The sequence below is a fragment of the Bradyrhizobium uaiense genome, from assembly GCF_010811875.1.
Taxonomy (GTDB): Bacteria; Pseudomonadota; Alphaproteobacteria; order Rhizobiales; family Xanthobacteraceae; genus Bradyrhizobium; species Bradyrhizobium uaiense.
In genome coordinates this window covers 1-22409 of sequence record NZ_VKHP01000156.1, presented here as the reverse complement: position 1 = coordinate 22409, position 22409 = coordinate 1, and the positions used below count along the sequence as shown (strand labels likewise).

18 protein-coding genes and 1 riboswitch are annotated in these 22409 nt (G+C 65.8%); of the genes, 5 read left to right on the top strand and 13 right to left on the bottom strand.

Annotated elements, in window-relative coordinates:
* The 3 genes from FNJ47_RS30155 to FNJ47_RS30145 form a co-directional block, all read left to right on the top strand.
* On the top strand, window positions 1-911 hold a 911-nt coding region (locus tag FNJ47_RS30155; RefSeq protein WP_163159598.1), incomplete at its 5' end, for a branched-chain amino acid ABC transporter permease.
* Entirely contained in the window at window positions 908-1657 is a 750-nt protein-coding gene (locus tag FNJ47_RS30150; RefSeq protein WP_163159597.1) for an ABC transporter ATP-binding protein, read from the top strand. The genes FNJ47_RS30155 and FNJ47_RS30150, both read left to right, overlap by 4 nt.
* Window positions 1657-2352 carry an ABC transporter ATP-binding protein gene (locus FNJ47_RS30145; RefSeq protein ID WP_163159596.1) on the top strand — a complete coding sequence of 232 codons (696 nt, stop codon included), beginning with the start codon at window positions 1657-1659 and terminating at the stop codon, window positions 2350-2352. Before FNJ47_RS30150 ends, FNJ47_RS30145 begins: the two co-directional genes overlap by 1 nt.
* A 155-nt stretch (window positions 2353-2507) precedes the next feature.
* Here FNJ47_RS30145 and FNJ47_RS30140 read toward each other — a convergent pair whose 3' ends face one another.
* Window positions 2508-3422 carry a LysR family transcriptional regulator gene (locus FNJ47_RS30140; RefSeq protein ID WP_163159595.1) on the bottom strand — a complete coding sequence of 305 codons (915 nt, stop codon included), beginning with the start codon at window positions 3420-3422 and terminating at the stop codon, window positions 2508-2510.
* A 68-nt stretch (window positions 3423-3490) separates the two neighbouring features.
* Between FNJ47_RS30140 and FNJ47_RS30135 the strand changes: the two genes are divergently transcribed.
* Complete coding sequence (locus FNJ47_RS30135; RefSeq protein ID WP_163159594.1) at window positions 3491-4108, top strand: GNAT family N-acetyltransferase; 618 nt, start codon at window positions 3491-3493, stop codon at window positions 4106-4108.
* A gap of 60 nt (window positions 4109-4168) precedes the next feature.
* Here FNJ47_RS30135 and uca read toward each other — a convergent pair whose 3' ends face one another.
* From uca to FNJ47_RS51615, 11 genes are all read right to left on the bottom strand, one after another.
* Window positions 4169-7711: an urea carboxylase gene (uca, locus tag FNJ47_RS30130; RefSeq protein WP_163159593.1), complete on the bottom strand. Its 3543-nt coding sequence runs from the start codon at window positions 7709-7711 to the stop codon at window positions 4169-4171.
* Between the two features lie 3 nt (window positions 7712-7714).
* Window positions 7715-8365 (bottom strand): urea amidolyase associated protein UAAP2, encoded by a 651-nt coding sequence (locus FNJ47_RS30125; protein ID WP_163159592.1) that lies wholly within the window; start codon window positions 8363-8365, stop codon window positions 7715-7717.
* The gene (locus tag FNJ47_RS30120) at window positions 8362-9207 is read right to left on the bottom strand and encodes an urea amidolyase associated protein UAAP1 (protein WP_163159591.1); all 846 of its coding nucleotides are present in this window, start codon (window positions 9205-9207) and stop codon (window positions 8362-8364) included. Before FNJ47_RS30120 ends, FNJ47_RS30125 begins: the two co-directional genes overlap by 4 nt.
* The gene (locus FNJ47_RS30115) at window positions 9204-10037 is read right to left on the bottom strand and encodes an ABC transporter ATP-binding protein (RefSeq protein WP_163159590.1); all 834 of its coding nucleotides are present in this window, start codon (window positions 10035-10037) and stop codon (window positions 9204-9206) included. The genes FNJ47_RS30120 and FNJ47_RS30115 overlap by 4 nt, the downstream gene beginning before the upstream one ends.
* The gene (locus FNJ47_RS30110) at window positions 10034-10852 is read right to left on the bottom strand and encodes an ABC transporter permease (RefSeq protein WP_163159589.1); all 819 of its coding nucleotides are present in this window, start codon (window positions 10850-10852) and stop codon (window positions 10034-10036) included. Before FNJ47_RS30110 ends, FNJ47_RS30115 begins: the two co-directional genes overlap by 4 nt.
* A gap of 59 nt (window positions 10853-10911) precedes the next feature.
* Complete coding sequence (locus FNJ47_RS30105; RefSeq protein WP_163159588.1) at window positions 10912-11985, bottom strand: putative urea ABC transporter substrate-binding protein; 1074 nt, start codon at window positions 11983-11985, stop codon at window positions 10912-10914.
* 78 nt (window positions 11986-12063) lie between these two features.
* Window positions 12064-12174: riboswitch (guanidine-I (ykkC/yxkD leader) on the bottom strand.
* A gap of 292 nt (window positions 12175-12466) precedes the next feature.
* Entirely contained in the window at window positions 12467-13180 is a 714-nt protein-coding gene (locus tag FNJ47_RS30100; protein WP_163159587.1) for a hypothetical protein, read from the bottom strand.
* Between the two features lie 79 nt (window positions 13181-13259).
* The gene (locus FNJ47_RS30095) at window positions 13260-13796 is read right to left on the bottom strand and encodes an invasion associated locus B family protein (protein ID WP_163159586.1); all 537 of its coding nucleotides are present in this window, start codon (window positions 13794-13796) and stop codon (window positions 13260-13262) included.
* A 38-nt stretch (window positions 13797-13834) separates the two neighbouring features.
* A complete protein-coding gene (locus tag FNJ47_RS30090) occupies window positions 13835-19012 on the bottom strand; it encodes a beta strand repeat-containing protein (RefSeq protein ID WP_163159585.1) in 5178 nt (1725 codons plus the stop codon).
* A gap of 339 nt (window positions 19013-19351) precedes the next feature.
* Window positions 19352-19705, bottom strand: coding sequence for a helix-turn-helix transcriptional regulator (locus tag FNJ47_RS51620; RefSeq protein ID WP_347341736.1), 354 nt, complete (start codon window positions 19703-19705; stop codon window positions 19352-19354).
* A 71-nt stretch (window positions 19706-19776) separates the two neighbouring features.
* On the bottom strand, window positions 19777-20238 hold the full coding sequence (locus tag FNJ47_RS51615) for a hypothetical protein (protein WP_236000170.1): 462 nt from the start codon (window positions 20236-20238) through the stop codon (window positions 19777-19779).
* Window positions 20239-20284: 46 nt separating this feature from the next.
* On the opposite strand from FNJ47_RS51615, the gene FNJ47_RS30080 reads away from it, so the two are divergent.
* The gene (locus FNJ47_RS30080; protein WP_163159583.1) at window positions 20285-20563 is read left to right on the top strand and encodes a hypothetical protein; all 279 of its coding nucleotides are present in this window, start codon (window positions 20285-20287) and stop codon (window positions 20561-20563) included.
* Window positions 20564-21143: 580 nt separating this feature from the next.
* Here FNJ47_RS30080 and FNJ47_RS30075 read toward each other — a convergent pair.
* Window positions 21144-21725, bottom strand: a complete 582-nt coding sequence (locus FNJ47_RS30075) for a hypothetical protein (protein WP_163159584.1) — start codon at window positions 21723-21725, stop codon at window positions 21144-21146.
* Window positions 21726-22409 lie beyond the last annotated feature (684 nt).

The following is a 22409-nucleotide window of genomic DNA, read 5'->3' as shown; positions in this document are numbered from 1 at the left end:
GCGACGGCGAGGTGTCACGGCTGGTCCTGATCGGCACCGGAGGGCTGGTCGCCTCGTCGTCGCTGATCCTGCGCAGCGTGTTCGGCGGCGAATCCGGCATCACCACCGACCGCACCTCGCTGATGCCGCTGTTCGGCTGGACCTTCGGGCCGCAGATCCAGGTCTACTACCTGATCGCGTTCTGGGTGATGGTCTCGGCAATCGCGATGTACGCACTGACCCGCACGCCGCTCGGCCGCATCTGCAATGCGGTGCGCGACAATCCGGAGCGCGTCGAGTTCATCGGCTACGATCCGCATGTGGTGCGCTATTTCGCCTACATGTTCGCCGGCTTCTTCGCCGGCGTCGCCGGCGGCCTCACCGCGATCAATTTCGAGATCGCCAACTCGGCCTATCTCGGCGCGACGCAGTCGGGCCTGGTGCTGTTTTCGGCGTTCATCGGCGGCACCGCCTATTTCTTCGGCCCGATCCTCGGCGCCATCCTGGTGACCTATCTGCAACTCGGGCTGACCAGCGTCACCTCGGTCTGGCAGCTCTATTTCGGCATCATCTTCATCGGCATCGTGATGTTCGCGCCCGGCGGCATCGCCGGCATCTTGATGAAGCACCGTCCGCTGATCCGCGCCGGCACCCTCGGCACCGTGATCCCGTCCTATCTGGTCGCGGCGATCCCGACGCTGGCGTTTGCACTCGGCATCATCCTGACTATCGAAACCGTCGCGCGCTTCTCCGGTGGCGATGCGATCAACCTGCTCGGCATTCCCTTCGTTGCAACGGCGCCGACGACCTGGGCGGCCGCAGCGGTGCTGCTCGTCGGCGGCTTCCTGGCCGCGCGCATCACCTGGCGGCGCGTCGCGGAAGCCTGGGACCGCGCTGCGACAGTGGCCCGTGATCGGGGGTATCTCGCATGACCGCGGCCATCCAAGTCAACGCCGTCGAGAAGAGCTTCGGCAATGTCCAGATCATCCGCGACCTCAATCTGAGTGTCGCCAAGGGCGAGCGTCACGCCATCATCGGCCCGAACGGCGCCGGCAAGTCGACGACGTTCAACCTGATCTCTGGCTACATCAAGCCGACCTCGGGCGAGATCCGCCTGAACGGCGAAGTGACCTCGGGCCTCAGGCCATTCGAGATCAACCGGCGCGGCCTGTCGCGCTCGTTCCAGGTCACCAACGTGTTCGCCCGCATGACGGTGTGGGAGAACGTTCGCTGCGCCGTGCTGTGGGCGACCGGCCACCGCTACGCGTTCTGGAAAAACGTCGACACTCTGCCCGAGGTGAAGCAGCGCACCGCGCAGATTCTCGACGAAATCCATCTTAGCCATCGCCGCGACGTGCCGGCGGGCCTTCTGACCTATGCCGAGCAGCGCGAGCTCGAGATCGGCATCACGATCGCCGGCGGCGCCAGCGTGATCATGCTGGACGAGCCGACCGCGGGCATGAGCCACGCCGAGACCGAGCGCGCCGTCGCGCTGATCCGTCGCCTCACCGAGGGCCGCACGCTCGTCATCGTCGAGCACGACATGAGCGTGGTGTTCGGCCTCGCCGACCGCATCTCGGTGCTGGTCTACGGCCACATCATCGCCTCCGGAACGCCCGAGGAAATTCGCGGCAACCCGAAGGTCAAGGAAGCCTATCTCGGCGAGGAGGTCGACTGATGCTCGAGGTCAGGAATCTTCACGCCTATTACGGCAAGAGCCACATCCTGCAAGGCGTCGATCTCGACATCGCCGCCGGCGAGGTGGTGAGCCTGCTCGGCCGCAACGGCGTCGGCCGCTCCACAACCGTCAAGGCGATCATGGGCGAAGTGCCGCCGCAGGGCACGATCCGCTTCAAGGGCCAGGACATCGCGGGCCTGCCGAGCCACAAGATCGCTCGCCTCGGCCTCGGCTACGTGCCCGAGCATCGCGACATCTTCCCGAGCCTGACGGTGCGCCAAAACCTGATCCTCGGCATCAAGGACCCGCGCCGCCCCGGCAAGTGGCGGCTGCAGGAAATGCTCGACATGTTTCCCAACCTTGCCCGCCGCGCCGACACGCCGGCCGGCGTGCTGTCGGGCGGCGAGAAGCAGATGCTGACCACCTGCCGCACCCTGCTCGGCGATCCCGAATTGATGATGATCGACGAGCCGACCGAGGGCCTGGCACCGCTGATCGTGCAGCAGGTCGGCGAGCTGATCGCGCGGATCGCGAAAGCCGGCGTCGCCATCCTGCTGGTCGAGCAGAAGCTGTCGATCGCGATGAAGATCTCGAACCGGGTCTACATCATGGGCCACGGCCGCGTGGTGTTCGAAGGCACGCCGGAGCAGCTCAAGGCGAACGCCGCCATCCGCGAGGAATGGCTCGAGGTGTGAGACGGGGCTCCCCGCTCGTGACCGATGGCGGCTCGTCACCGGACAGATGCGAAGCGTGGTTGGCGGACGCCGCGCTGGATGTGCTGGTCAAGCCCGCGGCCAGGCCGCCCAAGCTCGCTTGAAGCGCCACATCCAGGCAAAGCGGCACGACCGGGTCAGGCCGGATCAAGGCCGGCCTTCCTGTATTCCGCGGTCTCGGCGCGAAGCAGATCGCAGAATTCGAGCGCTAAACGGCTGCGCGGCCGTTGCGACGGAAACAGCAGCACGGTGGTGATCTCCAGCCGCGGCGTGAACGGCTTGAGCACGATCCGGGCGCTGGCAAAATCCCGCGCCACGACGGGATCGACGATCGAGAATCCCAGCCCCTGTGCAACCAGAGCGCAGCGCTGCATGCTGTACTGAATCTCCGCCACCGTTCTGACCTCGGCCCCGGCGTCTTCGAATGCGCGTTCGAGGCGCGATCGATGCGGCGCGCCCGGGGCTGCCGCAATCATCGGCTCGCCGTGCAGGTCTTTCGGCTTGATCAATCGCTTGGACCGCAGCCGGTGCTGCCGCGGCAGCACGCAGACGGCGTCGGTCGTCATCAGCAGTTCGTCGTCGACCGCTGCAAAGCCTGACTGGGGTCGCGCCAGCCCGACATCGCACTGGCCCGCAGCAACCAGACTCCAGACCCGTTCAGGGCTATGCACGGCGACCGACAGCATGATGCCGGGGTTCTTCCTTGAGAAGTTGCTGACGATCCGCGGCATCAACGAATAGGTGAATGCTGGAAGGCAGGCGATCCTCAGCGTCCCGCTGCCCCGCGCGCGGATGCCGCGCGCCGCACGCGCCAGATATTCCAGCCCGGCCTGGTTGCGCTCCACCTCATGCAAAAATATCTCGCCTTCCGGCGTCAACGTGACGCCGCCGCGCCCGCGTTCGAACAGCGCGAAGCCGATCTCGCGCTCCAGCCGCGCGATGGCGCGACTGACGAAGGGCTGCCCGATCCGCAGGCTCAGGGCCGCCTTGGTGATTCCGTTGTGACGCACGACCTCGCGAAACAGGTCAACGTGTCTCGGATTCAGGGACATGACCAATCTGCATATGAACTGCCATTCCGGTCATTTGACGGCATGTTGGTTCGATGCGTCAATAGGGCATGCAACTCGCAGACAGCCATGCCGCCCTGGCCACCGACCGCATCCTGCTGACCAGGGTCCACCGTTCTGAGACCTCGCGGGTCAAGCCGCTCGCGGACGCCGGCATGCTTCGGCAGCTCGACCGCGGCGGCTCCGGCCAGGCGGCGGCCGCGCGCATGGCAGCCACGCTGAGCGGCGCGAACGTCACGGCTGCGTTCGCAATCGAGGACGCCGGGTCAGGCGACATCATCGGCCTTACCGCTGTCGCGGCGCTCGAGCCGGAGGAGAAGCGGGCGACGCTTGCGCCGATCTGGAGCAGCGGACGATTGGACGAGGTCCTGCTCATGAGCCATGTCGCGCATCTCATGACGCGGTATGCTTTCGAGGTGCTCGCCGTCGAGCGGGCCGAGGTGCATCTGGATTGGCGCCTGCGGCGTACGCTCGAGCTCTACACCGGCCTTGGCTTCCACTGCGAAGGACGGCTTCGCGCCTATTTTGCCTGCGACGAAGGTCCATCCGCCGACGCTGCGGTCCTCAGCGTGGTGCGCTCCGGATGGCCGGCCATCGCCGACCGACAGCGCCGGCTCCTCGCCAATGAGGCATGGCGTGATCGGCTTCCGTCCGATCGTCCCCCATAGCGCAATGGCGGGGACCGGACCGCAGCCGATCGGCACGAAAAGCTGGTGACGCGCCCGAATCTACGCCGGCCGGATCAACGCCACGACGTCCCCCGCGCGCAGCGTCTGACCGGGCTTCACCGGCACCGATGCGACACGGCCCGCCGCGGGCGAGAGCACCGAAATCTCCATCTTCATGGACTCGATGATCGCGAGCACGTCGCCGGCCGCGACCTCGGCGCCCTCCTCGACCAGGATCTTCCAGATATTGCCCGGCACTTCCGAGAAGGCACCTATCTGGCCATCGGGAATGCCGGTCGCGACGGCACTCGTATCGATTGATTCGGCCGGCGCCTCGTCGAGCTTCATCTCGCGCCAGCGCTGACGCTCGGCGTCGAACGCCGCCTGCTGGTTCGCCTTGAACGCAGCGATCGACGGCTGCGCCTCGGCCAGCCGCTTCGCGTAGTCGGCGTAGGAAAACTCGCCCTGCTCGATCTTGATATCATATTGCCCGTGCGGGAATGCGGCCCGTGCGTCCAGCAACTCGTCGGCGTCGACCGGGAAGAAGCGGATCTTGTCGAAGAACCGCAGCAGCCAGGGATGGCCGGGTTCGAACACCCGCGTAGCGCGCCAGGTGTTCCAGACCTGGATGGTGCGGCCGAACAGCTGATAGCCGCCCGGCCCTTCCATGCCATAGATGCACATATAGGCGCCGCCGATTCCGACAGCGTTCTCCGGCGTCCAGGTCCGCGCCGGATTGTACTTCGTGGTCACAAGGCGATGCCGCGGATCGAGCGGGGTTGCCACCGGCGCGCCGAGATAGACGTCGCCGAGGCCGAGCACGAAATAATCGGCATCGAACACGATGTTGCGAACGTCGTCCTCACTCGCGAGCCCGTTGATGCGCCGGATGAACTCGACATTCGACGGACACCACGGCGCGTCCGCGCGCACCAGCTCCTGATATTTGCGCATCGCAAGTTCGGCCTCAGGGTCCCGCCACGACAGCGGCAGGTGCACGGTGCGGCTCGGCACCCGCATCGCATCGACCGGTGGCAATTCGCGCTCGATCTTACGCAGCACGTCGAGCAGCTTGGTTCGCGACAGCGCGGTGCCATCATAATGGATCTGCAGCGAGCGGATGCCGGGCGTCAGATCGATCAAGCCGCCAAGCTTGGCTTCTTCCAGCGCTTGCGCCAGCACATGGACGCGCAGCCGCAGCGCGATGTCGAGCTCCATCGGACCATATTCGACCAAGAGATTGTCGTCGCCGGCGCGGCGGTACACCACCGGGATCGGGCCATCATCGTTGCGGCCGACGATGGCTGAACCGAGTTCGGGCGCCTTCAGAACCGTCGGTCCCGCCACCGGATCGTCACGTTTCACCGGCACGAAGCGCACCGTGTCGCCGGGCCGGAGCTGGCCAATTTTCCAGAGCTCGTTCCGCGCGACCACCGCCGGGCAGACGAATCCGCCGAGGCTCGGCCCGTCCGGCCCGAGGATGATCGGCATGTCGCCGGTGAAGTCGATCGAGCCGACCGCATAGGCGTTGTCATGGATGTTCGACGGATGCAGCCCGGCCTCGCCGCCATCGGCCCGCGCCCAGCGCGGCTTCGGCCCGATCAGCCGCACGCCGGTGCGGGCGCTGTTGAAGTGCACCTCATAGCTCGACGCGAACAGCGTCTCGATGTCGTCGTCGAGAAAGAAGTCTGGCGCGCCATGCGGGCCATAGACCACGCCGATCTGCCAAGCTGAAGTGAGTGGCGGCCGTTCGTCTTCCGTGGCCGGCCGCGGCGCTGCGAGGCCCGATGGCTCGGCACCGATATGCAAGACCTCGCCGGCCTTCAGCGCGCCTGTCGCATGGCCGCCGAAGGCTCCGAGCGCAAACACCGCGCGCGAGCCGAGGATTTGGGGCACGTCGATGCCGCCGCGCACGGCCAGATAGCTGCGCTGGCCCGGCCCCTTGATGCTGCCGATGGCAAGCGTCTGGCCCGCGCGCACCGCAACTGGTTCGTCATAGGCCACATCTGCGCCGTCGAGCGACGCCTTCATCCGCGCGCCCGACAGCGCGACCGTCGCATCGGTGTTGAAGCGCAAGGTCGGCCCGTTGACCGTCAGCTCCACCGCGGTCGTGGTTTCCGGATTGCCGATCACCCGGTTGGCGAGCCGAAACGACCGTTCGTCCATCGGGCCGCTCGGCGGCACGCCGACATGCCAGAGATGCAGGCGGCCGGGCAACTCCTGCACGCCGCTCTGCGCACCGGGCGCGACGACGTCGATGGTGCGCGGCCGATACGCGAATGCGCCGAGCACGCCGGTCGCCACCTGCCCGCTGCGGAACACGTCGGACGCTGCGATGGCGCGCAGATAATCGAGATTGGTCTCGATGCCGGCCACGACCGTGTCATCCAGCGCCTTCGAGAGCCGCGCGATCGCGGCATCACGGGTCTCGGCCGACACGATGATCTTGGCCAGCATCGGATCGTAGAACGGCGAGACCTCGGTGCCGGTCTCGATCCAGCCGTCGATCCGCGCGTCGAGTGAGAACGTAACCTGCGTCAGGCGGCCGGCGCTCGGGCGAAAGCCGGCGCCAGGATTCTCGGCATAGAGCCGCACCTCGATCGCCGCGCCCTTTGGCGTGAGCGCACCGGCCTGGCCCAGCACATCCTCACCCGCCGCCTGCCGGATCATCCATTCGACCAGGTCGACGCCGGTGACCTGCTCGGTGACGGGGTGCTCGACCTGGAGACGGGTGTTGACCTCGAGGAAGTAGAAATCCTCCCGCTCGACGTCGTAGATGAACTCCACGGTGCCGGCGGACTCATAAGACACTGCCTTGCCGAGCGACACCGCGGCCGCGTGCAGCCGTCGGCGGATGTCCGCGGAGAGCCCCGGTGCGGGGGTCTCCTCAAAGACCTTCTGATTGCGCCGCTGCAGCGAGCAATCGCGTTCGCCGAGCGCGACCACGTCGCCCTTGCCGTTGCCGAAGATCTGCACTTCGATATGCCGCGCTCGCGCCACGAACCGCTCGAGATAGACCCGCGCGTCGCCGAAGCTTGCCCGCGCCGTACGCTGCACGGATTCGAATCTCTCGCGCAGCGTCGCCATATCGTGGCAGAGCTGCATGCCGATGCCGCCGCCGCCCGCCGTGCTCTTCAGCATCACCGGAAAGCCGATCACCTCCGCCTGCTGGGCCGCCTCGTCGATGGCCTCCAGCAAGCCGGAGCCCGGCAGCAGCGGCACGCCGCTGCGCTCTGCGATCTCGCGTGCACGGTGCTTGAGGCCGAAAGCGTCAAGATGCTCCGGCCGAGGTCCGATGAACTTGATGCCATGCTCGGCAAGCCGCTCGGCGAAGCGGCGGTTCTCCGACAGGAAGCCGTAGCCGGGATGCACCGCCTGCGCGCCGGTCGCGAGGCACGCCGCCATGATGGCATCGACGTTGAGGTAACTCTCGGCGGCCGGCGCCGGACCGATGCGCACCGCCTCGTCGGCCGCGAGCACCGGCCGCGTGAAGCGGTCGGCGTCGGAATAGACCGCGACCGAGCCGATACCCATCTGGCGTAATGTTCTGCCGATCCGCCCGGCGATCTCGCCGCGGTTGGCAATCAGGACCTTGCTGAACATGCCTCACGCCTCCGGCTCGAAGATCGCGACGTCGAAGATCGTCACCTGGACCGGCGTCGGGAAGAAACCGTTGCAGGGATTGTTGATCTGCGGGCAGTTCGAGATCAGGCACAGCACGTCCATCTCGGCGACCAGCTCGATGGCGTCGCCGGGCTTCGAGACGCCGTCGACCACGGTGAAATTTCCGGCGGGATCGATCGGCACATTCATGAAGAAATTCAAATTCGGCACGATGTCGCGCTTCGACATGCCGTACTTTGCGGCTTCGACCACGAAGTTCTCGCGGCAGGCGTGCTGGTAGCGGGTCTGGTGCCCGAACCGCACGGTGTTGCTCTCGCAGGAGCAGGCGCCCGCCGAGGTGTCGTGCAGGCCGCAACTGTCGGCCGTGACGCGCAGCATCACGCGGCCTTCATTTGACATGATCTGCGTGCCGAGCCCGACATAGGCAGAGCCCTGCGCGCGCAACGTTTCCTGGCCGCTGTAGCGCTCGCCGAGATCATCGGCGCGATAGAACAGCGTATCGACCGCCTGCTGGCCGTGAGTATCGGTGATGCGCAGGGTCTGGCCCTTGCGGATGATCGCCGACCACGGCTTGCGCGCGGGAATTTCGACATCGAGGACGATGCGGCCGGTCCGAACGGATTGCGTGGTCATCGCACGGCTCCTTCGCGCGTCTCGCCGAAATACAGCGCGTTGTTCTCGAAGGCGCGGATCGCCTCGGCCGTCGCGGTGCGGCACAGATCGTCGGCGGCCGGCGCGCCCGCGCGATAGCGTACGATCTCCACACTCGCCTGCGGATAGGCTTTGGCCGGATCGAGCGGATGCGGACAGTTCGACAGCGCGATCAGCAGATCCATTTCCGCGCGCAGCTCGACGAAGTCGCCCCTCGTGCGGCGCGTTTCGGACCAGACAAACCTGCCGTCCGCGTCGATCGCGACCGGCGCAAAGAAGCTCATGCAGGGATGTACGTCGCGGCGATCGAGTCCGAGCTTGGCCGCAGCGAGGATGAAATTGTCGCGCGTGTTGCGGAAATTGCCGTCGCCGTAGTTCGCCTGAATGGTCGCCGCGGTCGAGCCGCCGACCACCGCGTCATGCGCGGCGCTGGTATCCTCGGTGATGGCGAGCAGCGCCCGTCCCATGTCGGACAGCAGCACGCGCCCCTTCTGCAGCCGCGCGGCCCACTGGACCTTGATGGTGTCGGCGTGGTTCAGCCGCTCGGTGGTGTCGGCGCTGTTCCAGGCAAGCAGGCTGACGGTTGATGTCCCCTGTGTGTTGACAATGCGCAGCGTCTCGCCGCGGTTCAGCCGCGTGGTCCAGTACCAGCCCGCCGGAATTACCTCGCGGTGGATGATCGCGTCGGTCGCGATCGGCGCGGCATCGCGCGCAGTCGGCGCCGGCAGCGCCCGCGGCGCGTGCTCCTGCCCCGCGGCTTTCAGCTCGTTGTAACGTCGGGTATGCGCCGCGATCTCGGCCTTCTGTTCCTCTGTGAGGATCATGGTTGCTCCTTCAAGACGAGAGCGCCGGGCCGTCCCGGCTGATGCTCCTTGCCTGACCGGGTCGTCCCGGCCGGAGCTGGTTGAACCGACGACCGCAGCTCTGCGCTGCGGCGCGGGAAAATCTCGAGATCACGCGACACCGTGGCGCCGTAGCGTTCGCGCTCCTCGGGCCGGTTGCGCGACCGCTCCAGCGCGATCACGCGCGTGGCGAGCCCGAAGGCTTCGCTGAGGTCGTGTGTCACCATCACGACCGTCAAATGGGTCTCGTTCCAGAGCCGCTTCATCAGCACATGAATGTCGGCGCGGATTCCAGGATCGAGCGCGCCGAACGGCTCGTCGAGCAGCAGAATCTTCGGACCGCGCATGATCGCCTGCGCCAACGCGAGGCGCTGTTGCATGCCACCCGACAGCGCCGAGGGATATTTGCTCTCCTGGCCGGCGAGTCCGACTTCGGCGAGCAGCTTCATGGCATCGTCGGCGGCGGCGCGCCGGGCGGCGCCGAACAAGCGGGCGGAGAATTTGGCATCTCGCAATTCGCGGCCGAGCATCACGTTCTGGAGCACTGTCAGATGCGGAAACACCGAATAGCGCTGAAACACCACGCCGCGGTCGGCGTCCGGCTCGGCGGGCAACGGCTTGCCGTCGACCAAAATCTGCCCGCGGCTCGGCTGCTCCTCGCCGAGCAGCATGCGGAGCAGCGTGGTCTTGCCGCAACCGGAGGGACCGACCAGCGCAATGAACGCGCGCGGCTCGACCTCCATCGTGACGCGTTCGAGCACGATGTGATCGCCGTATTCCTTCCAGACGTCGTCGAAACGGATCGTGCTCATTCCGCCCTCACCGAGGCAAACCAGGGAAACGCCTTGCGTTGCAGGACGCGCAGGCCGACATCGATCATGAACGCGAGCAGCGTGATCCAGGCGACGTAGGGGATGATGACGTCCATCGCGAGATAACGGCGCACCAGGAATATCCGGTAGCCGAGCCCGGAATCGGATGCGATCGCCTCGGCCGCGATCAGGAACAGCCACGCCGGGCCGAGTTGCAGCCGCAGCACGTCGATCAGTCGCGGCAGGGTTTGCGGCATCGCGACCCGCAGCGCGATCTGCCAGGTCGAGGCGCCGAGCGTCTGCGCCTTGACGATCTGCTCGCGCGGCAGCTCCTGCACCTTCATGGCGAGGTCGCGGATCATGCAAGGCAGCGTCCCGATCACGATCAGCGCGATCTTGGAATTCTCCCCCAACCCCATCACGATGAACAGGATCGGCAACAAGGCCAGCGGCGGCACCATCGATGTCACCGACACGAACGGCCCGAGCAATGCGTTGGCGCCCGGCAGCAGCCCGATCACGATGCCGAGCACGAGCGCCGCCACCGTCGAGATCGCCAGCGCCGACCCCAACCGCCCCAGGCTGGCGACGGTGTCGGAGGCCATCAGATAGCTGCCGGTGCGCGGGTCGACCTCGAACGCCATCTGCTTGACCGCCTGCACCATGCTCGGCAGCGCCGGCAGCAGCTTGTCATTCGGGTTTTGCGTGAGCCGTGCGCTGGAGCCGGCGAAATAGGCGATTGCGACCAGTAGGAACGGCAGCGCGAGCAGATAGAATCGCGTCTGCCGTCCCGGCCTTATGTTCACAAGTCGCATCGTCGGCTCCTGCTTGCGGCGAGCACTACGCGCTCAGAGCTTGCCTTCAGAGCTTGCCTTCAAAGCTTGCCTTGGGCGGCTTCGTCCATGTAGGTCGGGTCGAAGCGCAGCTTGACGTTCGACTTGTCGCCCAGCACCGACTTGTCGGCGAGCTCGATGCCGACGGCGTCGGCCGACTTCGCGCCCTTGCCGAGCAGGTCCTTCTCGAACAGGAACTTGCGGACGCGATCCATGGTCATGCCGATGGTCTTGCTGCGCGTGAAGGCTTCGGCATCGGTCGCCTTGTCGAACAGTTTGGTGGTCGAGAGCTGGCTGTCGAAGCCGGCGAGATCGGTGCCGGAGGCCTTGGCCATCGCTTCCTTGGCAGCCTTCGCAGCGGGATCATTCGCCGTCATCTTCGACAGCGTCTCGTACCAGATGCCGACCAGCGCCTTGGCGAAATCCGGATTGTCCTTGGCGACCGCGGTGTTCACCACCATCAGGTCCATGATCTCGCCGGGAATCTGCGAGGAATCGAACACTTTCTTGGCATCGGGCGAACCGAGGATTTCGGTCACGATCGGATTCCAGGTCACGACCGCATTGACGTCAGGCGTCTTGTAGGCAGCGGCAATGTCGGCATCAGAGGTGTTGATGACCTTGACGTCCTTCTCGCTCAGCTTGCTGGTTTCGAGCGCACGCGCCAGCAGATAGTGCGACACCGAGAATTCGACCAGATTGACGGTCTGGCCCTTGATCGCAGCGAGGTCGGACTTGTTCTTCAGGATCACGGCGTCGTTGCCGTTGGAGAAATCGCCCATCACGACCGCGGTGGTATCGACGCCGCCTGCGGCAGGAATCGAAAGCGCGTCCATGTTGGTGATGGTGACGGCATCATAGCCGCCGGCGGTGTACTGGTTGATCGATTCGACGTAGTCGTTGAACTGCTTGACCTCAATCGCGATGCCGTATTTGTCGGCCCACTTCTTGACGATGCCGGTGTCGGCCGCATAACCCCACGGCATCCATCCGACATAGATCGACCAGGCGACCTTGAAGCTTTTCTTCGGCGCGGCGTCGGCGGCAGGAGCCGCCGCGAGCACGACCGCGCAGCCGATGACAACAGAGCGAAGGAAGAAAGAGAACTTGTTCATTGCCGATCCCTCTTGCGAAACTTCACAAAAAGGGACTGGCGAAAAGACCATCGCTCCGCCAATCCCTTGGCTAACGAGGTCTCCCGGGCTTTTATCCCGCCGTGCACCTGCGGGGATGTCTCCCCCGCAAGCGGCTGCTCTCGGACCAGCACCTTGCTTGGCAAGATCGGAACCCTAGCGGCCAACTCGGCGTCATTTATGCACGAGCCGTGCCACGGCTCCGCCAGTTGAATCTCATGAGATTTTCCGGCGCGCGCCGCTCAGGCGCGACGATGCTCTGCTCAAAAACTGCGCAGGCCTGCTCAGAATTGGCTCTGTCCTTTCGCCACCCGCGCTCGCAGCATGGCGATGGACAGTGTCGAGGGGGAAGTTCGATGCGCAAGCTTCTGAGCGTTCTGTGCGCCGGCCTCTGGCGCGGACTGCACGGCCGGTTCGGCCTGGTGCCGACGTCGGACGCGCGAGGGCCCAGCCTCTAGCCGTGCTAGCCTGCGACGCGCAGCGCGGTCACCGCAACGCAGGCATTGCCGAACGGAATCAGCACCACCTGCGCGCCGTTCGGCAGCGCCATCGTCGCGAGCTCACCGAGCGCGCCGGTCTGCCCGTTGAGCTTGGCGAGCTCGGCGGCGACCGTCGAGCAGTTCTCCGCTCGCGGAGTCACCCGCACCAGATTGCCTTCGCAGGACGATCCGACCGGCGCGGCAAACACGATACCGGCGGCCTGCTGAACGGCATTGCCTAGCGGGGCTTGATTTCCCTGCGGGGCTTGGTTTCCCTGCGGGGCCTGGTTCGGTGCGAGCGCGACCAGCGACTGCACCGAATGAGAGTTGCCGGACTTGGCGTCCCACTGCGACTGCGCGGTGTAGTTGGAGTTCATCGCGAGACCGCGGCCGAGCGTCCCGAACAGATTGGCGCAGGTCACGATGTTGCCCTGCCGCGCCTGATCGTCGAATACGGTCGGTTGCTGCCCCGCCTGTTGCGGCGGAACGGATGCCGCCGCAGCGGCCGGCGTCTGTGCCTCCTGCGCACGCTGTTTGTGCGGCTGCGGCTTCGCAGCGGCGGCGGGCTTCTTGACCGGCGCCGGTGCAGCCGGCTGCAATGGTATCGGCTGCGTCTGCTGCGCATAGACCACGACGCCGGCGGCACCGAGCGCGGCCACAACGACCGCAACAAAGATCAATCCAAGGGTGCGCCGCATCGACCATCCGTCCTTTTCACTTCGCGCTTCAGTCTCGAACCGGATGCCGGAATTCCACATCCGCATGTCCGACCTCGCTTCATTTCAGTTTCGCCAGCACGCCGGACAGTCCGTCCAGCGGCGCTTCCAGCATGATCGGCCCGGTCTGCGGGAGCTGATAGGACACCAGGCACGGCGTCGCCGCGCGGATGTGCCGCCTCAGCACGTTGCCGATCGCGATCGTCGCGAAGCAGAAATTGGCGTCGCAGCGATCGGTCTGCGCAACGATGCGATCCGGACTATCGCCCATCGCAAGCTCGATCTGCGCGCCGACGCCTGCGGCTGCAGGAATCCGCATCGACATCAGCGGCTTGCCGTCGGCAGTCGCAATCAGCGACCAGTTGAAGGCGACCGCGCCTTGCGCGTTGACGATCGATTGCGTGACGTTGCAGACCCGGCGCTTCGATTTGAGACTCTCGTCGCAAATCAAGGTCCAGTTCTTGAACGGCTGGATCATCCGCCTGAACTCGCCGAGCGTCTCGCCTTCCGGCACCATGACGTCCGACGGCTTCACGGTGTAGGCGGGCGGCGGCGCAGGCTGCGCGGACGCGCTTGCCGCCTCCGCGAGCCAGATCACCAAAGCCAGACACGCCGGGCGCCTCGTCGACGTCAGGGTCAATTGAGCGTCAGGCTCACGCCGGCACTGACGCCCCAGTCGCCGCCGGCGGTGGTCGCCGCCGCGTTGGTGCGCAGCTTGCCGTTCTCGCTGGTGTAGCCGATGCCGAAGGCGAGCGCGCCCTGGCTGCGCCAGACGCCGCCGCCCGCCGATGCGCTGATCTTGCCGGGCCGGTCGTCATAACGCAGCGATGCGGCGGCCATGCCGATCGCGGCCGCACGCCAGGCGTCCTGCCGCACCTCACCGATCTGGCCGTTGAGTTGCTGGAACGCGCTGTTGAGCTGGTTGACGTTGACCGCATCGGTGCCGGCGACACCCGCCGCCACATTGCTAATGGTCACCGGCCCGGTGCTGCCGCTGTTCAGCGTGATCTTGTTGGTGGCGTTGCCGGAGGCATCGGTGTCGTAGCGGATCGAGGTCGACGCAACCGCCTGCAGCTGGCTTACGTTGACCGCGTCGGTGGCAGCGGAGCCTGCGGCGACATTGGTGACACGGCGTTCGGCGCCGGACGAGCCGACCGACACTTCGCCGGTCGCGACGCCCGCGACGGTCTTGCCGACAACAGGCGTATAGGCCGCATCGCTCAGATTCGCCGTCGTGGTGGCGTTTGCGCCGAGCGCCAGCGAGTTGGCCGAAGTCGCCTTGGCGCCGGCGCCGATCGCGACCGAATTGGCCGCCGACGCGGCGGAGCCATTGCCCATCGAGATCGCGTTGGCGCCGCTCGCGACCGATTGCGGCCCGATCGCGACGCTCTCCGCACCGGTTGCGATGGAATCCGCCGCGGTCGAATTGGCATGGAAGTACTTCACGCCGCCACCTCCGTTGCTGATGTTGTTGACGGTCTTGTAGAGGTTGTCGAGCGACGTGTTGGTGGCCCAGAGCTGCGAGCCGTTGATGGCGTCGGTCGAGGTCGAACTGATCTGGCCCGCCGCCACATTGGTGATGGTGCGCTCCGAACCGGCGCTGCCGACGCTGACGGTCGATGTCGGCGTCGTGCCGGCGAAGGCGTAGGTGGTGCCGCCGATCGTGGTATTCTTGGTAGCGACCACCGTGGAGGTGGTCGAATTGGCGCCGAGCGCAACGTCGCCGGCCTGCGCCGTCGCCTTGGCATTCGGACCAAGCGCGACGCTGGTGGGGTTGGTCGTCTGCGATCCTGCGCCGATCGACACCGACTGGATGCCGTTGGCCTGCGCATTGGTTCCGAACGCAATCGAATCGGCAAAGTTGGACACCGAATTCTGTCCGATCGCGATGCCGCCGGGCGCGGTCTGCGCCACGGTTGCGCCAAATCCCATGCCGATGCCGTTGTCGCCGTTGACCACGGTCTGTGGCCCCACCGCGACGGAATTGCTGCCGACCGCGAGCGAGTCGGCGAGCGTCGAGTTGGCGTGGAAGTATTTCGTCGTCGTGGTCGCGAACGATGTCAACGCCCCGGTCAGCTGCCGTACGGTGACGGCGTCGCTGGACTGGGTGCCGTCGGCCACATTCGTGATCTGGCGATAGCTCGTCGCATTGCCGACCGACACCGCGCCGAGCAGGGTCAGATCGGTGGTGTTGTAGGGGATGATGGTGCCGCCGATCGTGCCGGACGCCGGCGCCAGCGCACGGTTGGAGATCGAGCCCGAGCCGAGCGCGACGCCGTCGGCGACCGTCGCCTGGGTGTTGAAGCCCAGCGCGGTTGAATTGGCGGCGGTCGCCGAGGCGGCAACGCCGGCCGCCATCGAGTTCACGCCGGTCGCGCCGTTGTTGTTGTAGTTGGCCTTCTGGGTGCCGCCGTCGTTGTAGCTATAATAATGCGTCAGGCCGTTATTGACGACGGTCGAGAGGCTGTCGATCGCCGAGGTGGCGGCGAACAGCTGCGAGCCGTTGATCGCATCGGTCGAACCGTTGCTGATCCGGCCCGCCGCGACATTGGTGATGGTACGCTCGTTGCCGACTGAGCCGACGCTGACGGTCGAGGTCGGAGTGGTGCCGGCGAAGCCGTAGGTGTTGCCGCCGATGACGATGCTGGCGGTTTGAACCGCCGCAGCGGTGACGCTGCCGAAGCCTAGCGCGACCGCGCCGGCGTTGGTGGCGCTGGCATTGGCGCCGAGCGCGAGCGCGTTCGCAGCTCCCGCACTCGAATTGACGCCGAGAGAGGTCGCCTGAACATCGGAGGCCGCCGCATTCTGGCCGATCGCGGTGCTCGACGTGGCCGAGGCCTGCGCATTGGGGCCGACCGCGGTGCTGAATTGGCCCGTCGCCTTGGCGATGTAGCCCAAAGCCACGGAGTCGAGCGCCGACGCGCTCGAGGCAAAGCCGACCGCGACGGCATTGTCCGCGCCGGTGGTCGACGAATTGCCGACGGCGATGGCGTTGGTGCCGGTTGCGCTTGCCAGCGGGCCGACCGCGACCGAGTCGGTTCCGACCGCGGAGGAATCGGCAAGCGTGGAATTGGCGTGGAAGTACTTGATGCCGCCCCCGACGTTGATGTTGTTGACGGTGCTTGCGAGGCTATCGACCGCCTGGTTGGTGGACCAGAGCTGCGAACCGTTGATCGCGTCGGTCGAAGAGTTGCTGATCCGGCCCGCCGCGACGTTGGTGATGGTGCGTTCGGCGCCCGGCGCGCCGACGCTGACGGTCGAGTTCGCCGCTGTGCCGGCGAAGTTGTAGGTGGTGCCGTTGATGACCGTGCTCGGTGTATTGACCGCGGCGGCGGTCACGCTCCCGAAGCCGAGCGCGACGGCCCCCGCATTGCTGGCGTTGGCATTGGCGCCAAGCGCCAGCGAATTCGTAGCGCCGGCACTCGAATTGACACCGAGAGCGGTCGCCTGAAAGTCGGCTGCCGCCGCATTCTGGCCGATCGCGGTGCTGGATCCACCTGAAGCAGTCGCATTCGGGCCGACCGCGGTGCTGTAAGTGCCCGTCGCCTTGGCGATGTATCCCAACGCCACTGCGTCGAGCGCCGACGCAGTAGAGGCGTTGCCGACGGCGACGGCATTGTCGCCGCCGGCGGCCGAGGAATTGCCGACCGCGACGGCGCTGATGCCGGACGCCGCAGCACTCACGCCGGCTGCAAGCGCATTCGCTCCCGTCGCGCCGAGGTTGTTGTAGTTGGTATCGCTGCCCGGGCTGACGCTGTTGACGCTGAAGTCGTGATGGGCACTCGCGGTGATCTGGCCCGAGAGCGTGTTCGCGACGCTGTAGAGCTGCGAGCCGTTGATGGCATCCGTGCTCGACGTGCTGATCCGCCCGGCCGCGACGTTGGTGATGGTCCGTTCCGCCCCGACCGTGCCGACGCTGACCGTCGAGCCCGGCGTGGTACCGGCGAAGCCCGAATAGGTGATTCCGTTGATCACCGCGTTCGGCGTGCCGACCGCGGCAGCGGTGACGCTGCCGGAGCCGAGCGCGACATCGCCGGCTTTTGCCGCTGCGGTTGCGCCGTTGCCCAGTGCGACGTTACCCGCAAGACCGGCGGCGCCCGCGGTGGAGCCATTGCCGAGCGCCACGGATCCCTGCCCGATCGCCTTGTTGTTGTTGCCGATCGCGACCGCGCCGTTGGCCTGGTTGCCGGCAGTGGCGCTGGCCGTGCCGTCACTGTTGGCGATGTTGTTCGCACCGCCGGTGAAGGCGCCGGTGCCGCTGGCATAGCTCGGATCGCCGATCGCGACTGCGCCATTGCCGAAGGCAGTGTTGTTCGCGCCGATCGAGACGGCCTGACCGCCGGCGGCTGTCGAGTTGGTGCCCACCGCGACAGCGTTCGCGGAGCTGGCCGCGGCATTGGTGCCAAGCGCAATCGCGCCGGTCGCGCTGGCGGCCGACTGCCCGCCGATCGCGATGGCGTTGGCGGCCGATGCGTTGGCGCCGGCCGTTGCGTTGCCGCCGATTGCGAGTGACCCGACGCCCGAGGCGGTTACCCGCGTCGCGAGCGTGGTCCCGCCGGACCCAAGTGCGGTCGCATTGTTGCCGGTGGCTTGGCTCAGATAGCCAGACGCGAGCGAACTCGCACCACTGGCAGTGGCTCCGGCGCCTGTGGCGACCGAAAAGGTGCCGCTAGATGCCGCATTATTACCGACCGCGATGCCACCGGTCGCCGCATTATTGACGATGGCGCCCGATCCGATTGCGACCGATCCGCCGGTGCTCAGCGCCTGCGCCTGATTGCCCAGGGCGACGCTGAAATCTGCGGCCGCGTTGCTGGAGCTACCTCCGGCGAACGAGTTGATGCCCGAGGCGGTGGCTTGCTTACCGAGGGCCGTCGCGCTGTCCGCCGAGGCGACGGACGACCAGCCTCCGGTCCATGAAAAGTTGCCGCTGGCCGTGGAGCTGACACCAACCGCCGTGGAGTTTCCACCTGTAGCCTGGGCGAACGTACCCAAGGCGCTCGAGCCGGCCTTGGTGGCATTGGCGTCGACGCCGAGGGCGATCGCATTGACGCCACCCGCAACCGTGCCGTTGCCCACCGCGATCCCGCCATCGCCGGTGGCCCTTGCATTCAGACTGAGCGCTACCGAATATTGACCGGACGCATTGGCAAGATAACCAATGGCAGTCGAATAAACATTGCTGGCAGCCGCACCATTTCCGACTGCCGTGGACTGATTTCCCGTCGCACTCGCGGAGGTACCGAATGCGCTGGCGCCGGTCCCGCTCGCGGTGGCCGTCGTGCCGACGGCGGTGGACCATGGTCCGGTCGAGTTGGTGCCGGTACCGATCGCGATCGCCTCGAAGCTGAAGCCGGCAGGAGCGGTGCCGCTGGCATTCGCGGCGGCGCCGATTGCAATCGGAGAGCCTTGGCCGGTTGCGTTCGCCTTGGCGTTGGCGCCCATCGCCACCGCGGACCCGGCCGAGGAGGTCGCCGACGCATTGGTGCCGACTGCCGTTGCGCCACCACCCGAGGCCACGCTTCCGGTTCCCGCATTGTAGTTCTGGGCGCTCGCAACCGAGGTGGCGGCGACCATGATCGCAAGTGCGCCGAGGGTTGTGGCCACCGTCGACGTGAGCCCGCCGGCGCCCAGCGACCCGAGCCCCAGCCGGTCGCGCGTCACGCCGAGCGTTCGATGCGCCTGACGCAGCACCGCCAGCAGGCGCCGTCGCAGCGAACGGCTCCCCACATCGCCCAGGGCGACCCAGCTCCGGACGAAGCCGGTGCGGCCTTGACGCTTCAGCGATACGGTTGAGTTGCGTGCGACAGCCATGGTGCGCCCCTTTCGCGACATCTTGCCCAGACGCCGGAGGAGACGCGCCATGGACCTAGCCGACGCGCGGGCGCTTTGGCCGCGCACGTGCAGAGATGAAGACAATCGCATGACACGCGATGTTCTTCCGGTCCTGGCCAACGGTGTGTCGAACTCAACGAGCGCATCTTGCCACCCAGCGCTCGCTCGACTGCCCCATCAATGTGCCCCGAGTCGTCATGGCACAAAATGATAGACACAAATTTGACAACGTCACTCAGCAGGCCGTCCAAATAGCGCGCAGATCGTCTCACAAGTTGAATGATTTGCCCGATACACCGACAGGTATTCTGCAAATCTTCAACCGGCAGTTGATCTGCGGCGCGCGCGTTCGCGCATCTCGCGCGGACTGACGCCGAACTCGCGGCGGAAGGCGCGCGTGAAATCTGACGCCAGCTTGAAGCCGTGGCGGTACGCGATCTCCTGCACCTGCCTGTCGGTGGACCCGACGAGCTCTGCGTGCGCTGCGCGCAGCCGCTTGCGCAGGATGTAGCCGGCGACGCCGCCGACGCTCTCAAATGCACGGTAGAGGTTAGAGCGCGAGATCCGCAATTGCTGCGCAATGCGATCCGGCGTGAGATCGAAATCGCCGAGATGCTGCTCTATATAAAGACGCGCGCGCTCGAACAGCACCGACTCGATCGAGCCGCGCACCTGCTCCAGCCGGTCCGACGACAACTGAATGCATGCGGCGATCATCTGCGCGGTCGCCCGCCCCGCCCGCCTCAACTCCTCCGGGACATAAGGATGATGCGCGTTTCGAGTCTGTCGAGATAATCAGCAAGCAATTCGATCAGATTGCCGGACAGGAGAATATTGCAGGCGTCGTTGAGCTGGTCGGCTACATCAGCAAAGGATCGGCGCGGCAACGCCAGCACCAGGCCATCATAGTTGGTGATGCTGCCGCGGAAATCGTCGTCGAGCGAGATCAGGAACATCGCGCCCGGCCCGGCGTGAAGCCGCCGTTCAGCAGTTTCGAAGCGGGCTTCGCCCGAGCGCACCCGGAACAGCCACCAGATATCGACCGGCGCGCCCTGCGACGGCTCAGCGGCGCGCGCGAACGTTTGATCGGCAAAACGTCCTGACGTGAAGACGACATCGGCCATGTTGCAGGTCAGGTACTCCACCTCGAACCCCTGTGCAGGGCTGTGGCCTTCCGGCGGCGCGACATCGATCAGCGAGGCCATCCGCGTCTTCCAGACCTCGAACTGTTCCGACAGCGGATAGGGCCGCGTGGAGAAGAGCCGCGGCACTGCCGGCGCGATGTCCCTGATATTCCGGGGTTCGCGCGGCACAGGAACTTGTTCCAGCAGCCTCGCGGCGCTCACCGGCGCCTTGTCGTCTTGTTGCATGTACTTTCGCCCCTCGTTGTCGCAAACGACGAACGTCGGCTCAACGGAGGCGCATTCCCAAGGTTGCGTCGCCGGCCTTTCACAGGCAGGCGAATTTCAGCAGACAGAGAAGTGGTATTCTTTGGATGCGGACATCACCCGCTACGCCGGCCGCTCCTGATAGGGCTGATGGCTCCTGCGGCAGTCGTGCTCACACATGGCATTCTTCATTGTCGCGTCATTGCCGGGGTCCGGCTCGGATGCTTCAGCACCGAACCGGTTTACCTGATCTAGAGAACAATCTGCGCGAGAACCAGAGGGGCGGCAACGCGACGCCGCTAAGAAAGCAAAATTGCTTTCGTGCGATGCGATCGGGCAACGCATCATCGCAATGTGTTCGGAAAATTTTCTCGATCTCCACGCTGCGATGAAACGCCTGCCGCAACAGCGAAGCGAACTAAGCACGGTACATGACATATCGAGACTCCCGCGTACGGGAGCCTCGGCGCCCGCGCCCGCGAACGCTTGCCTAACCATGTGGCACCCCACCACCTACGAAGTGAATGCAAACCATGCGAACGGAAAGCGCCTGCACGAGGCGCACATGTTGTCGCACGCTGCGGCATTCCCGTATCGACGTCGAGATGACGAACGTCACAACGGCTCATCGAATTGTTCGGCGAACATGACGACCCCCGGCGGATGCGAGACGCATCCCCGCATCACCATCGACGAGGATTCTCCGATCGGGCGTCGCCCGGCTATGCCTTGCCGATCTGGTCGAGCCATGCCGCAAAGCGCGGATGCCTTGCGAACCGCCCTTGCACGGCGGCCAGCTCCTGCTGGAAGACCGGCAGCGAAAGCACGCGCTCGATGTCGGGCTCCCGGATCTTCCAGATTCCGGGCGGAACGAAGCCATGCACCTTCAGCTCATAAAGCTCGAAGATCGAGAAGATGACTTCATGCACGATGCGGCGTTCTTCCAACGTCAACTCAATGTCGCCGGCAGCACCCTCGTCATGGAACGCCGCCGTTGGCAGGCGGCGCCGCAAATCGGATATGCGCTCTGAATATCTGAGGAAGATATCGGCGCCGAGACGCCGGTTGTTGGTGTGCAGCGCCGTGTAGATCGCCGTGATGCCGACGATGATGGTCCCGAGCGTCATGAATTTCAGGATGTGATCGAGCACTGCGATGTCCCCTCCGGCCTTCCGTGATCGCGCGAGCCGGCCTGCGCGATCGTGGTCGCGTCCTTTATTACCGGAGGCGTAGCGATCGTCGAGATCGCGGATCACCGATTTGCCCGACGGCCCAAGCGCCGAGGTAGAGCTATTTCGGCTCATCGGAATCGTCGCTCAGTGTATGGTCAGCCCGTCTCACCCGATCGAGGGGCGCCTCGCGATCGTCATGAGCGCGGTGCGAGATGCGGTGGACGCTGGGTGTGCAACTGACGAGAGCATGCAAAGCGGACGGTGAGGTCTCATCGCCCGGCTTGACCGCGGCCTCACGGCTCAAGCACTGCTGTCTCTGGAATACTGGATCACCCGCCTACGCCTACGCGGGTGACGACACCGAGCAAGCTGTTTGACAAGTTGGATCAGAAGCGTGCCGTCAAGCACGTTGCCGAGCCGAAGCTCGTGGCCAGAGGCCGGCCTTCGCCCGTTGGGCTTCGGCGTGGCATCCTTCTCTCGCTGCGCAACGATAGGCTTGCTTGCGGCGACAGTCCGTCTTCGCTTTCGCAAGCTCAAGCTACGCCGGACACGCTTCGACCTGAAGGTCTCCGCGTGGCTGCGCCACGCGAAGCCCGTAGCAACAAGATGAAGCGTGGCTTGCCGAGCCGAAGCTCGTGGCCAGAGGCCCGCCTTCGCCCTTTGGGCTTCGGCGTGGCATCCTTCTCTCGCTGCGCGAGCGAAGGATGGTGGGTGCGACAGGGATCGAATATTCACGACGGGAGGATGCGGACACCGACTCCATGGAGGGTGTGGGGGGAGGAGCGCACAGTGAACAACGAACAGCTCCGCAGAATG

Excerpts from the sequence above, each read along its gene's own strand:
- FNJ47_RS30090 (WP_163159585.1), bottom strand. The coding sequence starts at position 19,012 with ATGGCTGTCGCACGCAACTCAACCGTATCGCTGAAGCGTCAAGGCCGC.
- FNJ47_RS30150 (WP_163159597.1), top strand. The coding sequence starts at position 908 with ATGACCGCGGCCATCCAAGTCAACGCCGTCGAGAAGAGCTTCGGCAAT.
- FNJ47_RS30115 (WP_163159590.1), bottom strand. The coding sequence starts at position 10,037 with ATGAGCACGATCCGTTTCGACGACGTCTGGAAGGAATACGGCGATCAC.
- FNJ47_RS30075 (WP_163159584.1), bottom strand. The coding sequence starts at position 21,725 with ATGAGCCGAAATAGCTCTACCTCGGCGCTTGGGCCGTCGGGCAAATCG.
- FNJ47_RS51615 (WP_236000170.1), bottom strand. The coding sequence starts at position 20,238 with ATGGCCTCGCTGATCGATGTCGCGCCGCCGGAAGGCCACAGCCCTGCA.
- FNJ47_RS30105 (WP_163159588.1), bottom strand. The coding sequence starts at position 11,985 with ATGAACAAGTTCTCTTTCTTCCTTCGCTCTGTTGTCATCGGCTGCGCG.
- FNJ47_RS30145 (WP_163159596.1), top strand. The coding sequence starts at position 1,657 with ATGCTCGAGGTCAGGAATCTTCACGCCTATTACGGCAAGAGCCACATC.
- FNJ47_RS30140 (WP_163159595.1), bottom strand. The coding sequence starts at position 3,422 with ATGTCCCTGAATCCGAGACACGTTGACCTGTTTCGCGAGGTCGTGCGT.
- FNJ47_RS30110 (WP_163159589.1), bottom strand. The coding sequence starts at position 10,852 with ATGCGACTTGTGAACATAAGGCCGGGACGGCAGACGCGATTCTATCTG.
- FNJ47_RS30135 (WP_163159594.1), top strand. The coding sequence starts at position 3,491 with ATGCAACTCGCAGACAGCCATGCCGCCCTGGCCACCGACCGCATCCTG.
- FNJ47_RS30125 (WP_163159592.1), bottom strand. The coding sequence starts at position 8,365 with ATGACCACGCAATCCGTTCGGACCGGCCGCATCGTCCTCGATGTCGAA.
- FNJ47_RS30120 (WP_163159591.1), bottom strand. The coding sequence starts at position 9,207 with ATGATCCTCACAGAGGAACAGAAGGCCGAGATCGCGGCGCATACCCGA.
- uca (WP_163159593.1), bottom strand. The coding sequence starts at position 7,711 with ATGTTCAGCAAGGTCCTGATTGCCAACCGCGGCGAGATCGCCGGGCGG.
- FNJ47_RS30100 (WP_163159587.1), bottom strand. The coding sequence starts at position 13,180 with ATGCGGCGCACCCTTGGATTGATCTTTGTTGCGGTCGTTGTGGCCGCG.